Source organism: Micromonospora sp. WMMD975, assembly GCF_029581215.1.
Classification (GTDB): Bacteria; Actinomycetota; Actinomycetes; order Mycobacteriales; family Micromonosporaceae; genus Micromonospora.
In genome coordinates this window covers 2,037,493-2,050,015 of the sequence record NZ_CP120739.1, presented here as the reverse complement: position 1 = coordinate 2,050,015, position 12,523 = coordinate 2,037,493, and the positions used below count along the sequence as shown (strand labels likewise).

Below are 12,523 nucleotides of genomic sequence, written 5' to 3'. Positions count from 1 at the left end.
CGCCGCGCGGTGCGGCCCCGGGACGGTCACGGCCTAGTGGGCGTGGTCGTGTTCCTCGTCGAGGTCCAGGAACGGGTGCTCGTCGAGGCGGCCGACCAGCCGGTCGTCAACGGCCGGCTGGAACGGGCCGACCGGGTCGTCGTCGTCGAACGACTCCAGGTCGACCGGAGTGCCGACCTCGCTGACCATGACCACACCGTCGAGCGGCTCCAGCTCGGGCACGTCGAGCGCGGACAGCGAGCCGTCACCGCTCTGCAACAGCTCCAGCACCGCCTCGCCGACCCCCTCCACCGGCGCCGGCTCGTCGTCCTCCGGGGTGCCCTCCCGGCGGGCCACCTCGGCGACCCGGAGCAGGGCCGCGATGCTCGGCACCCGGTAGTCGCGCCGCTGCCGCACCGAGATCACCCGCGGGTGCGGGTCGGTGGGCTCACCGCCCTCGACCGCGCCGAACCGCTCGTCGGCCTCGTCCGGGTCGATCGACTCCACGTCCCAGGGTGTCACCTCGCCGAACGCGTCGAGCAGCCGCTCGTCGTACGCGAAGGAGGCGTTGTTCAACGCGACGTACGCCTGCCAGACGGCGTCGTCGTCGATCCGGCCATGAGCGGCCCGGACGGCGGCCAGATGGGCGCGGGCCGCGTCGATCACCTGCTCGAGGGCGGCGTCCAGCTCACCGTGCTGGTCGGTCATGTGAGGCAGTCCCTTCGCGATGGGGGAGGTCCGCGCGGGCGGCGCCGCGGCGGGCGCGGTCAGCAGTTGCGGAGGAAGCGGTCGAGAACCCGCACGCCGAACTGTAGTCCGTCCAGCGGGACCCGCTCGTCGATGCCGTGGAACAGGCCGGAGAAATTGAGGTCGGCGGGAAGCCGCAGCGGCGCGAAGCCGAAGCAGCGGATGCCGAGCGCGGAGAACGCCTTGGCGTCGGTGCCGCCGGAGAGCATGTACGGCACCGGGTGCGCGCCCGGGTCCTCGGCGCGCAGCGCGGCGGACATCTGTGCCACCAGCTCACCGTCGAACGTGGTCTCCAGGGCCGGCTGGCGCTGGACGTACTCGATGACGATGTCCGGCCCGACCAGCTCCCGCAGCTGCCGCTCCAACTCCTCGCTCTGCCCGGGCAGGCTGCGGCAGTCGATGGTGGCGGTGGCCCGGCCGGGAATGACGTTGTCCTTGTAGCCGGCGGCCAACCGGGTCGGGTTGGCGGTGTTGCGGACGGTGGCGCCGATGATGTTGGCGATCGGGCCGAGCTTGGCGATCGCGGTCTCCGGGTCGTCCGGGTCGATCTCGATGCCGAGCACGTCGCCGACCTCGGCCAGGAACGCGCGCACGGTGTCGGTCATCACCACCGGGAACCGGTGCCGGCCGATCCGGGCGACCGCCTCGGCGAGCGCGGTGACCGCGTTGTCGTCGTGCACCATCGAGCCGTGGCCGGGCCGGCCCTTGGCGTGCAGGCGCAGCCAGTCGATGCCCTTCTCGGCGGTCTCGATGAGGTAGAGCCGGCGGGACTCGTCGACGGAGTAGGAGAAGCCGCCCACCTCACCGATCGCCTCGGTGCAACCGTCGAAGAGCCCGCGGTGACGCTGGGCCAGGAAGTGCGCGCCGTAGTCGCTGCCGGCCTCCTCGTCGGCGGTGAACGCGAGCACGATGTCGCGGCGGGGCCGGACGCCGGTGCGCTGCCAGTCGCGGACCACGGCCAGCACCATGGCGTCGAAGTCCTTCATGTCGATCGCGCCGCGGCCCCACAGGTAGCCGTCGCGGATCTCGCCGGAGAACGGGTGCACCGACCACTCGTCCGGGTCGGCGGGGACCACGTCGAGGTGACCGTGCACCAGCAGCGCGTCCCGGCCCGGCTCGTGGCCCGGGATCCGGGCCACCAGGTTCGCCCGGCCCGGCGCCGACTCGTGGATCTCGGCGTCGACACCGACCTCGGCGAGCTTCTCCGCGACGTACTCCGCGGCGCGCCGCTCCCCCACACTGGTGTCGTTGTCCCCGGTGTTCGTGGTGTCGATGCGCAGCAGGTCCCGGCAGAGGTCCACGACCTCGTCGGCGGGCCGGGGCGGGGAGGAGGTCGTCATCGCTTCCTTATACCAGCCGAACGGGTCGCGACGGCGGGCGCGGTGCGGACCGGTTTCGCGGGGCGCGCGGGCGGGTAACGCCGGACATCGATCCCGGCACCACGCCGGCCGCCACGAGGAGGGCACCGTGACCGTCCCCCTGCCGCCGCTACCGCCCACCGCCGACGACGCCTACCGGCCGGGTGGGCGGAGCATGGCCGACCTGGTGGACGCCGAGCACCGCACCCTGCTCGACCTGGCCGACCGGGTGACCGAGCCGGGGCTGGACCCGGCCGGTCGCCGCCGGGTGCTCGACGTGCTCACCGCCGCCGTGTCCCGGCACCTCTCCGCCGAGGAGCAGTACCTGTTCCCCGCCACCTGTGCCGCGGTGCCGGAGAGCGGCGAGCTGGTCGCGCGCGAGATCGAGGCGGACGCCGCGCTGCTGGCCGCGTTGAAGGGACTGTCCGGTCCGGACGACGCGGCGGTCGCCGACGTGGCCGAGCGGGTACGCCGGCACGTGGGCCGGGTCGACGCGCTCGTCACGCCGCTGCGGGAGGTGGCCAGCGACGCGGAGCTGATCCGGCTGGGCAACCGGTGGGAGATCGCCGAGGAGGCGGCGCCCACCCGGCCGCATCCGGGCACCCCGGCCCGGCCGCCCTGGAACAAGATCGTCGAGCCGGCGGTGGGCGTGGTGGACAAGGTGCGCGACGCGGTCACCGGGCGGCGTACCCGCCTGGCCGACCTGGAGCATCGCCGGGACGCCTGAGCCGATCCGCCTCTTCCCGGACACCCGTTCGTGGTCCTACCGTCACGGTATGAACCTGGAGCTGCGACACCTGCGGGTGGTGTGCGCGATCGCCGAGACGGGCAGCGTCACCAAGGCGGCTTCCCTGCTCGGCCTGGCCCAGCCGGCGCTGACCGCCCAGCTCCAGCGGATCGAGCGGGTCCTCGGCGGGCCGCTGTTCGAGCGGGACCGCCGGGGCGCCCGACCCACCGCGCTCGGCGAGCTGGTGTTGGACCGGGCCCGGGTGCTGCTGCCGGCGATGAAGGGCCTCCAGGACGAGGCGGCCCGGATGGCCGGCGCGGGAGACCCGCTGCGCCGCTACCGGTTCGGTGGGGTGAACAGCCCGATCCTGGGCCGGCTGGTGCACCGGCTCGCCGCGGAGCGCCCGGACGCGCAGATCACCACGTACGCGTCCTGGTCGGTGGACGAGCTGGCGCAGATGGTGGCCGGCGGCCGGCTCGACTTCGCCCTCGCCGGCGTGTGCGGCGACGCCACCCCGTCGCCGGTGTTCGGGCTGAGCTGGCGCGAGGTGGCCGTCGACCCGGTCCTCGTACTGCTGCCGCAGACCCACCCGCTGGCCGGCCGGGACGAGATCGACCTGGTGGAGCTGCGGCGGGAACAGTGGGTGGCTGCGCCGGGCGACGGCTGCTTCGGCGACTGCTTCGCCGCCACCTGCGCGCGCGCCGGCTTCACCCCCCGCAAGGTGTACGAGGCGGACGTGCGGGCCGCGCTGGACCTGGTGGACGCGGGCGCCGCGGTGGCGCTGTGCCAGGCCACGTTCCGCCCGGTGGCGGGGCTGGTCACCCGCCGGCTGGCCGGCGCGCCGCTGCGCTGGCGGCTGCTGTTCGGCTGGCACCCGGAGGCGCCGGCGGCGGCGGTGGCGGAGCCGGTGCTGCGGACGGCGGTGGCCGCGTACACCGACGCGCTGGCCCACCACCCGGACTATCTGTCCTGGCTGCCGGCCCACCCGGACTTCGGGGCGCAGTCGCACGGCGCGGGCGGGGTGCGAACCGGCTGAACGCGGGTATCACCGACGACATGACTGATCTGTATCCCGCCGCCGACGAGCGGGAGCTGCTGCGTCGGGCGGCCTCCGCGCACACCACCGCCGCCGCCGACGTGGAGGCGTTCCTGCGCCGCCTGCCGGAGGTGCCGGATCCGGCGGACGTCACCGAGTACGCCGATCTGCTCAGCCGCGAGGAGCGGGCCCGGGCGGACCGGCAGGCCGCGGCCGACGCCGCCGGCCTGCGACTGCCCAGCGTGGAGTCGGAGTAACCGGAGGCCCCGCAGGGGCGAACGCACCGAGCGAAGCGAGGGCCGTGAGGCCATGCCCGGTCGGCCCGGGCGGCGTGGCCGCCCGGTCGGCGGCTCAGCGCTCGACGAGCACGTCGTGGCCGAGGTCGAGCAGCGCGTGCCGCCACTCGTCGTCGGCGTTGCCCCGGTCGGGCCGCTCGGCGCTGAGTTCCCGGATCCGGGTGATCGCGTCCCGCATCACCTCGATGTCCTCGGGCGTGAGGTCGACCTTGCGCTTGCGCAGCACGGCGAGGATCTGCCGGCCCGGCTCGGGCAGGTCCAGGTCCGGGTCCGGGCCGAACGCCTCCTCCCCCGACCCGCGGGTGAGCAGCCACTGTCGCAACTGTTCGGAGGGCACGTTCACCTCGGCGTGGAAGTCGTCCCAGATCACCTCGACCTCGGGGTCGAGTCGCGCCTCGCGTACCATCACGCCTCCTCCTCCGGTGGCGGCCCGGACGGTTCCGGCTCGCCCTCGCTCGTCGGTGTCCGCGGGGTCAGGCCCTCCGGCGGCACCCGCACCCGGGACGGGTTGGCCGTCGGCGCGACCTCGATGGGTTCGCCGGCCGCCGCGTCCTCCCGGGTCTCCTCGGGTTCGGTCATGTCCGCCCTCCGATCCTCACGTGCCGGCCGGCCCCCGGTGGCGGGTCACCGGGGGTGGGACGTGGTGGCGGCCGAATAGCCGCGCTCGCCGGCGGACACGTCGAGGACGAGCCGGTCGTCGCGGGCGTCCACGGTGACCTTCTGCCCGGGTGAGATCTCGTCCTCCAGCAGCATCCGGGACAGCCGGTTGTCTAGCTCGCGCTGGATCACCCGGCGCAGCGGCCGGGCGCCGAACTCCGGCTGGTAGCCGTGCTCGGCGAGCCAGTCCACCCCGGCGGTGCTGATCTCGACCTGGATGTCCTGGGCGTGCAGCCGGCGGCGGGTCTCCTCCAGCAGCAGGCCGGTGATCTGGCGCAGTTGCTCGGCCTCCAGCCGCTGGAAGATGATGACCTCGTCGATCCGGTTGAGGAACTCCGGGCGGAAGTTCTCCTGCAACCGGCGCATCAGCCGTTCCCGCAGCTCGGTGGCCTCCTGTTCGCCCGGCTCGCCGGTGGCGAAGCCGACCGTGCGCTGGGTGCCGGTGATCAGCTCCGAGCCGAGATTGCTGGTCATGATCAGTACGGTGTTCCGGAAGTTCACCGTCCGGCCCTGGCTGTCGGTGAGCCGGCCGTCGTCGAGCACCTGGAGCAGGACGTTGAACACATCGGGGTGCGCCTTCTCGATCTCGTCCAGCAGCACCACCGCGTACGGGCGGCGGCGGACCGCCTCGGTGAGCTGGCCGGCCTCCTCGTAGCCGACGTAGCCGGGCGGGGCGCCGACCAGCCGGCTGACGGTGTGCCGCTCCTGGAACTCGCTCATGTCCACCCGGACCATCCGGTCGGCCTCGCCGAAGAGCGCCTCGGCGAGCGCGCGGGCCAGCTCGGTCTTGCCGACGCCGGTGGGGCCGAGGAACAGGAAGCTGCCCATCGGCCGGTTCGGGTCGGCCAGCCCGGTGCGGGAGCGGCGCACCGCCTCGGCGACGGCGCCGACCGCGTCGTCCTGCCCGATCACCCGCTCGTGCAGGTGTCCCTCCAGGCGCAGCAGCCGGTCGCGTTCCTCCTCGGTGAGCTGGTTGACCGGGATGCCGGTGGCCCGGGACACCACCTCGGCGATCTCCTTCGGCCCGACCGCGGGCACCTGGCTGGTTCCCTCGTCGCCGCGGGCGCGGCGGATCTGGTCCTCCAGCTCGGCGAGCCGGTCGCGCAGCGCGGAGGCCCGTTCGTACTGTTCGTCGGAGACCGCCTGCTCCTTGTCCCGGCGTACCTCGTCGAGTTGCTGCTCCAGGTCGCGCACGTCGGAGGCGGGGGTCCGGGTGCGCAGCCGCACCCGGGCGCCGGCCTGGTCGATCAGGTCGATCGCCTTGTCCGGCAGGAACCGGTCGGTGACGTACCGGTCGGCGAGTTCGACGGCGGCGACGAGCGCCTCGTCGGTGAACCGGACCTGGTGGTGCGCCTCGTAGCGGTCGCGCAGGCCGCGCAGGATGGCGACGGTGTCCTCGACGCCCGGCTCGGGCACCAGCACCGGCTGGAACCGGCGGGCCAGGGCGGCGTCCTTCTCGATGCTGCGCCGGTACTCGTCGAGCGTGGTCGCGCCGATCACCCGCAGCTCGCCGCGCGCGAGCGCCGGCTTGAGCATGTTCGACGCGTCCATCCCGCCCTCGCTGCCGGCGCCGCCGGCGCCGACCAGGGTGTGGATCTCGTCCAGGAAGATGATCAGCTCGTCGCGGTGGGCCCGGATCTCGTCGATCACCTTCTTCAGGCGTTCCTCGAAGTCGCCCCGGTAGCGGGTGCCGGCGACCAGGCCGGACAGGTCGAGCTGGATGACCCGCTTGCCGATCAGCGTCTGCGGCACGTCGCCGTCGCAGATCCGCTCCGCCAGCCCTTCCACGATGGCGGTCTTGCCGACGCCGGCCTCCCCGATCAGCACCGGGTTGTTCTTGGTCCGCCGGGACAGGATCTCCACCGCCTGCTCGATTTCGTCGGCGCGCCCGATCACCGGGTCGATCTGGTCCATCCGGGCCAGCTCGGTCAGGTCCTGTCCGTACTGGTCCAGGGTGGGGGTGCCGTGGTCCGGGCGCGGGCCGTTCGCGGCGCCGCGCTCGGCGCTGGCCGCCTGCAACGACTCCGGCTGGATCCGGCCGGCGGCGAGCATCCGCCCGGCGGGCGACTCGGGGTTCAGCGGCAACGCCATCAGGATGTGCTCGGGGCCGATGTAGTTGGCGCCCATGGCCCGGGAGAGCTGGTGGGCGTCGAGCAACGCCCGCTTGGCGGCCGGGGTGAGCGACAGGTTCGGCGGCACGTCGCCGCCGGGCGCGCCCTCGGCCCGCCCGCCGAGCGCGTTCACGAGCGCGTCCGGGTCGGCGCCGGCGCGGCGGACCAGGTCCCGCAGCGGCGCGCGCTGCAACGCCGCCCAGAGCAGGTGGTCGGTGTCCAGGTCGGTGCTGTGTTTCTGGGCGGCCCGCCGGGCGGCGTCGGCGAGCATCTCCCGGGCGTCGGCGGTCATCAGGCGAGTGATGTCGACCCGGTGGGCCGGCCGGCGGCCTCCCTCGCCCCGGCCGAAGTAGCGGGCCAGGAACTCGTCCCACGGGTCGTTGCCGAAGTCACCGGGTCCCGTCATCTTCGTCCTCCGCAGTCGGTCGGCACGACCGGGACGCGACACGACACGGCACGGTCGGCGGTGGCTACCCGGCGGGGTGCGCGGCAAACGCGACCGGATGGCAGGCTGGGGGCATGGAGAGCAGGCCGCTGCTGGTCGTCGACGGCGCGAACGTGGTGGGTTCCCGGCCGGACGGCTGGTGGCGCGACCGGGCCGGCGCGGCGGTCCGGCTGCGCGACGCCCTGGCGCCGCTCGCCGACGCCGGGGTGCCGCCGGAGCTGCCACCACCGGTGCAGGTGGTGCTGGTGGTGGAGGGCGCGGCCCGCCGGGTGGCGCCGTCACCCGGGGTCGACGTGGTGTCCGCCTCCGGGTCCGGCGACGACACCGTGGTCGAGCTGGTCGCCGCCGCGCCGGACCGGCGCCGGGTGGTGGTGACCGCCGACCGGGAGCTGCGTGCCCGGGTCACCGCGCTCGGCGCGGAGGTACGCGGGCCGCGCTGGCTGGGCCGCTGACCCGGGGGTCCCGCCGGTGGGACCGACCCGCCCGTCGGTGGGACCAGCGGAGGCCGGGCGGCGCGGTCTTCGCGCACGTCAGCGCCCTGATCGGACACCCGGGCAGGAACGGCGCGAGGGCGGATGTTCGCCCATCCGGTGGGATGGGTTGTAATGGAGATCTCCCCTGCCCCCAGGAGGTCCACGTGGCGAGCGTCGCCGAGCTGAAGGCCGCCATCGATGTCGCTCTCCAGCAGATCGGTGACGGGCAGACAGCGGTGCAGGCGGCCGGCGAGAAGCTGGCCGAGGCACAGCAGACCCTGGCCGGCGCGCTGGAGGGCAGCGGCCACGAGACCGTCGAGGCGGCCCAGTCCTCGCTGACCCAGGCCAGCCAGGGGTTGGAGGACTGCCTCGCGGCGACACTCGTGGCGGTCGAGCAGGCCCAGCTCTACGTGTCGACGCTCTGAGGGCCGGCCGTGTCCATCGTCGAGGACATCGGCGCGCAGGTCCGCGCTGCCGCCGAGGAGCTGCCGCTGGCGCAGCTCGCCGCCGCGCTGGAGAAGCTCGGCCAGGCGCAGGAACGGCTGCGCTGGGTCCGCCAGGAGTCGGCCGACCCGATGGGCGTGCCGGAGCTGTCCGCCGCCATCGAGCACGCCGAGACCACCGGCTACGCGCTGCGCGTGGCGCAGGAGCAGCTCACCGCGTACCTGGCCGCGATCGGGCTGTCCCCGGACGGCGCGCCGCCCCCGCCGCCGGGCGAGCGCCGGCCCCGGCACGACACGCCGCGCGGCGACGCGCCGCCCGCGCCGGGCCCGGACGCCGAGCCGGACGAGCAACCCGCGGTGAAACGGTGGTGGGCGGTCCGGGTGGCCGAGCTGACCGGCGGGCGGGAGGGCGCCCCCGACGAGCCGGACGAGCGGATCGAGGACTCCCGGGAGCTGCTGCGCCGGGTGGTCGTCGGGATCCGCTCCGGCGACCGGGACCGGCTGCACCGCGAGCTCCGCCGGGCCCACGCCGACGTCGGGCTCGGCCTGGCCGCGATCGCCCCGCCGATGCTGCGCGACCTGGCCGGGGAACTGCTCGGCCACCCGCCCCGCGCGGACGACCTGACCCGGCTGCGCCGCGAGTTGGACGGGCGGGTCCGCGACCTGCTGCCCGGCCTGCCGCCGCCGGTGCTCGACACGCTGCTCACCCGGGTCTGCCGGATGCCACCGCCGCGCCGCGACGACGGGCAGGAGCAGCCGCACGCCGCCGACCCGGCGGTCACCGCCGGGGTGGTCACCGGCGTGCTCCTGCAACGGCTCGGCCGGGACCTGCCCAGGGACACCGAGGAACGGGAGCCGTCGCGTGGCTGACGTCCGCGCCCAACTGGTGACGCGGGTCCGGGGGATGCTCTCCGACGCCCTGGGCGCCACCCGCACCCGCCTCGCCACCGCCGAGGCCGAGCTGGCCGCCGACCGGGAGCGGCTGGACCGTACCCGACGTGCCGCCGCCGCGGTGCCGGAGCGGGTCGGCGCGGCGCGCGACCGGCGGCTCGCCGAGATCGACGCCCGGCACACCACCCGGCTGGCCGAGCTGGCCGGCCGGGCCGCCGACGCCGCGCGGCGGGAGGCGCCCGGCGCGGCGTCCACGCCGTGGGAGCACTGGCAGGCCGCGCCCGCCGGTCGCGGCGAGCCACCGGGCGCGGTCCGGATCGGCACGGTACGCATCCCCGGCGCCGCGCCGGTGCCCGCGCTGGTGCCGCTGCTCGACGCCGGGCACGCGCACCTGGCCGGCGGCGACCGGGACGGCCTCGCCGCGGTGGTGCCGGCGCTGCTGCTGCGTTCCGTCGGCCGGGCCGACCCGGGCGGGGTCCGGCTGTTCGGGTACGACCCGGAGCACCTCGGCGGCGGGCTGGCCGGGTTCGCCCCGCTCGGCACCGCCGGCCTGCTCACCTTCGTCGGCCCGGGTGGTCTCGGCCGGCTCCTGGACGACCTGGTGGAGCAGATCCGCCGGATCAACGCCACCGTGCTGGCCGGCGAGTACGGCTCGCTGCGGGAGCTGGCCGCCGCCACCGGCCGTCGTCCCGAGCCGTGGCGGGTGGCGGTGCTGCTCGGCGGCGACGAGCTGTCCCGGCACGAGCGCGGCCAGCTCGACCGGGTGGTGCGCACCGGCGCGGCCTGCGGGGTGCACCTGGTGGTCCGGGGCATCGACCTGCCCGACGACCGGACCGTCACCCGGATCGTGGTCGACCCGGACGACGCCCGGATCGCCGGGCTGCCGGTGGTGCTCGACGACCCGCCGCCGCCCGCCCTGGTCACCGAGACCTGCCGCACGCTCGCCTCCCGGGTCAACGCCGGCCCGCCGCCGACGCCCTTCACCGACCTGCTGCCCGCGCCGGACGAATACTGGCGGGAGGACTCGGCGCACGGGCTCAGCGCCCCGATCGGCGAGGGCCCGCACGGGCGCCCGGTGCTGCTCACCCTCGGCGACTACCCGCCGCACGCGCTGATCGGCGGTCCGTCCGGCACCGGCAAGACCAACCTGATCTTCGCCTGGATCGGCGCGCTCGCCGCCCGCTACTCCCCCGCCGAGCTGGAGTTCTATCTGCTCGACTTCAAGGAGGGGGTGTCCTTCGCCCGGTTCGCGAAGGGTCGGCGCGACCCGAGCTGGCTGCCGCACATGCGGCTGGTCGGGATCAACGTCAACACCGACCGGGAGTTCGGCCTGGGCCTGCTCCGGTTCCTCGCCGAGGAGCTGCGCCGGCGGGCCGACGCGGCGAAGAAGCACGAGGTCACCAAGCTGGCCGAGCTGCGCGCGGTGGACCCGACCGGGCACTGGCCCCGGATCGTCGCGGTGGTCGACGAGTTCCAGGCGCTGCTCGCCGGCCGGGACGTGGTCGCCCGGGAGGCCGCCGACCTGTTGGAGGACCTGGCCCGGCGGGGCCGGTCGCAGGGCATCCACCTGGTGCTCGCGTCCCAGGACGTGCGGGGCATCGAGGCGCTGTGGGGCCGGCCGGCCCTGGTCGCCCAGTTCACCCTGCGCATCGCGCTGCCCAAGGCGCTGCGCATCCTGGCCGAACGCAACGACGCCGCGCAGTCGCTGCCCCGCCACCACGCGGTGGTCAACGCCGAGTCGGGCCTGACCGAGGGCAACGAGATCGCCCGGATCCCGTCCGCGAGCGACTGGGAGACGTGGAGCGAGTTGCAGCACCGGCTGTGGCGGATGCGCCCGCAGGACGCCGCGCCGGCCCGGCTCTTCGACGGCGACGCGATCCCCCGGCTCGCCGACGCGCCGGACTTCCGTGCCCTGACCGCCCCCGAACAGGGCCTGCCGCGCAACCCGGTGGCGGTGCTCGGGGAGATCATCGACGTGCAGTCCCGCTCGGCGGCGCTGCGGCTGCCCCGGGCCCCGGGCCGGAACCTGGCCGTGCTGGGCACCCGGGTGGACGAGGCGTGCGCGGTGCTCGACGCCGCCGCCCGCTCGCTGGCCCGGCAGTACCGTCCCGGCGCCGCCCGCTTCTCCATCGCCTGCCTCGACCCGGACGCCGACCCGGCCGCCCGGGCGCTCTACGAGGACCTGCCCGGCGACGCCTCCTGGTACGACGAGGAGACGGTGCCCGAGCTGATGGCCGAGGTGGGCGACGGCCTGGCCGCGCCGGGCACCCCGCGTACCCCCCATTTCCTGCTGCTGTACGCGGTGGACGCGGCGGCCGGGTCGCTGGCCGGCAAGGCCGGCACCCGGACCGGGTTGGCGCAGTTACGCCGGATCCTGCACGACGGGCCGGAACGCCGCACCCACGTGCTGGCCTGGTGGCGCGGGGTGGCCCGGATGCGGGCCGACCTGGGCGGCGCCGGCGCCCGCACGGACCAGATCGGCGCCTGGGTGGCGCTCGACGTGCAGGGCGGTGAGCTGGGCTCGTCGCTCTACCCGGGCAGCGGCGGGCCGGACTGGTATCCCCGGCCGTGGCGCGGTCTCTTCTTCGACCGCGCGGTGCACCGCACCGGGCAGGTGATCATCCCTTATGGTCCATCGCGATGAACGAACCGGTCTCCAGTGAGACGTACAGCGCCCAGATCCGCCGACTCGCCGAGCTGACCGCCCGGGTGTCCGCCCAGCGGGCCGAGGCACACACCTGGTACGCCCAGCAGGTGGCCGCCGCCGACCGCGCGGTGGCCGAGGCGGCCGAGGCGGTCCGACGGGCCGAGGCGGAGGTGACCGCGGCGCAGCGGATGGTGGACCGGGTGGACGGCGAGGTCACCCACCTGTGGGCGCAGCTCCGCGATCGGCTGGGCATGAGCGTGCGGCGGTTGGGTGACCCGCCCGGGCCGGCCCGGGACGTCGCCGGTGACCCGGTGCCGCTGCTGCGCGGCGTGCGGGAGCTGCTGGAGCGCACCGGAACGCCGGGCGAGCTGCCCGGTTCGGTGAACCCGCTGCTGATCGCGTGCGGGGTGGGCGGCGCGCTGGTGGCGTACCTGCTGGGGATCGGGACGCGGGCGCTCGGCGCCGGCTCGGGCGGTGACCTGGCGGTGGGCCTGCCGGTGCTGGCGCTGGTGATCACGCTGCTCGGTCCGCTGGTCGGGCTGGCGCCGGCCCGGCTGCTGGCGGACCGTCGGCACGCGGTGCTGACCCCGCGCCCGATGATTCTGGTCGCCGCCAGCGGCCTGGCCACCACGCTGCTCCTGCTGGCCGTCACCTACACCCGCTGACCCGCCCCCACCCCACCCCACCCCGCGCCGGCCCGGCGATCATGAAGT

General features: G+C 75.3%; 13 protein-coding genes. 8 read left to right on the top strand and 5 right to left on the bottom strand.

The features are described 5' to 3' along the window. Positions 1-33: 33 nt before the first annotated feature. Together O7613_RS08665 and O7613_RS08660 are read right to left on the bottom strand one after the other, a co-directional pair. Entirely contained in the window at positions 34-687 is a 654-nt protein-coding gene (locus tag O7613_RS08665; RefSeq protein WP_282293157.1) for a hypothetical protein, read from the bottom strand. A 59-nt stretch (positions 688-746) separates the two neighbouring features. After that, positions 747-2,066: a M20/M25/M40 family metallo-hydrolase gene (locus tag O7613_RS08660; RefSeq protein WP_282293155.1), complete on the bottom strand. Its 1,320-nt coding sequence runs from the start codon at positions 2,064-2,066 to the stop codon at positions 747-749. A 127-nt stretch (positions 2,067-2,193) separates the two neighbouring features. On the opposite strand from O7613_RS08660, the gene O7613_RS08655 reads away from it, so the two are divergent. From O7613_RS08655 to O7613_RS08645, 3 genes are read left to right on the top strand one after another with little or no spacing between them, the layout of a single operon-like run. Continuing rightward, positions 2,194-2,811 carry a hemerythrin domain-containing protein gene (locus O7613_RS08655; RefSeq protein ID WP_282293153.1) on the top strand — a complete coding sequence of 206 codons (618 nt, stop codon included), beginning with the start codon at positions 2,194-2,196 and terminating at the stop codon, positions 2,809-2,811. Between the two features lie 49 nt (positions 2,812-2,860). Then, a complete protein-coding gene (locus O7613_RS08650) occupies positions 2,861-3,847 on the top strand; it encodes a LysR family transcriptional regulator (protein ID WP_281589837.1) in 987 nt (328 codons plus the stop codon). Positions 3,848-3,867: 20 nt separating this feature from the next. Then, complete coding sequence (locus O7613_RS08645) at positions 3,868-4,104, top strand: hypothetical protein (protein WP_281589839.1); 237 nt, start codon at positions 3,868-3,870, stop codon at positions 4,102-4,104. Positions 4,105-4,198: 94 nt separating this feature from the next. On the opposite strand, the gene O7613_RS08640 is transcribed toward O7613_RS08645, so the two are convergent. The 3 genes from O7613_RS08640 to O7613_RS08630 are packed head-to-tail and all read right to left on the bottom strand — an operon-like array spanning position 4,199 to position 7,317. Continuing rightward, positions 4,199-4,549, bottom strand: coding sequence for a DUF3140 domain-containing protein (locus tag O7613_RS08640; protein WP_282294510.1), 351 nt, complete (start codon positions 4,547-4,549; stop codon positions 4,199-4,201). Next, positions 4,549-4,722 (bottom strand): hypothetical protein, encoded by a 174-nt coding sequence (locus O7613_RS08635; protein WP_282282010.1) that lies wholly within the window; start codon positions 4,720-4,722, stop codon positions 4,549-4,551. Before O7613_RS08635 ends, O7613_RS08640 begins: the two co-directional genes overlap by 1 nt. A gap of 45 nt (positions 4,723-4,767) precedes the next feature. After that, positions 4,768-7,317 carry an ATP-dependent Clp protease ATP-binding subunit gene (locus O7613_RS08630; protein WP_282293150.1) on the bottom strand — a complete coding sequence of 850 codons (2,550 nt, stop codon included), beginning with the start codon at positions 7,315-7,317 and terminating at the stop codon, positions 4,768-4,770. 113 nt (positions 7,318-7,430) lie between these two features. Between O7613_RS08630 and O7613_RS08625 the strand changes: the two genes are divergently transcribed. The 5 genes from O7613_RS08625 (at position 7,431) to O7613_RS08605 (ending at position 12,475) form a co-directional block, all read left to right on the top strand. Continuing rightward, positions 7,431-7,808, top strand: coding sequence for a hypothetical protein (locus O7613_RS08625; RefSeq protein WP_281589847.1), 378 nt, complete (start codon positions 7,431-7,433; stop codon positions 7,806-7,808). A gap of 185 nt (positions 7,809-7,993) precedes the next feature. After that, a complete protein-coding gene (locus O7613_RS08620; protein WP_281589849.1) occupies positions 7,994-8,254 on the top strand; it encodes a hypothetical protein in 261 nt (86 codons plus the stop codon). 9 nt (positions 8,255-8,263) lie between these two features. Then, on the top strand, positions 8,264-9,142 hold the full coding sequence (locus O7613_RS08615) for a hypothetical protein (protein WP_281589850.1): 879 nt from the start codon (positions 8,264-8,266) through the stop codon (positions 9,140-9,142). Beyond that, positions 9,135-11,807 carry an FtsK/SpoIIIE domain-containing protein gene (locus O7613_RS08610; RefSeq protein ID WP_281589852.1) on the top strand — a complete coding sequence of 891 codons (2,673 nt, stop codon included), beginning with the start codon at positions 9,135-9,137 and terminating at the stop codon, positions 11,805-11,807. Before O7613_RS08615 ends, O7613_RS08610 begins: the two co-directional genes overlap by 8 nt. Further along, entirely contained in the window at positions 11,804-12,475 is a 672-nt protein-coding gene (locus tag O7613_RS08605; protein WP_282293147.1) for a hypothetical protein, read from the top strand. Before O7613_RS08610 ends, O7613_RS08605 begins: the two co-directional genes overlap by 4 nt. The last annotated feature ends 48 nt before the right edge of the window (positions 12,476-12,523 follow it).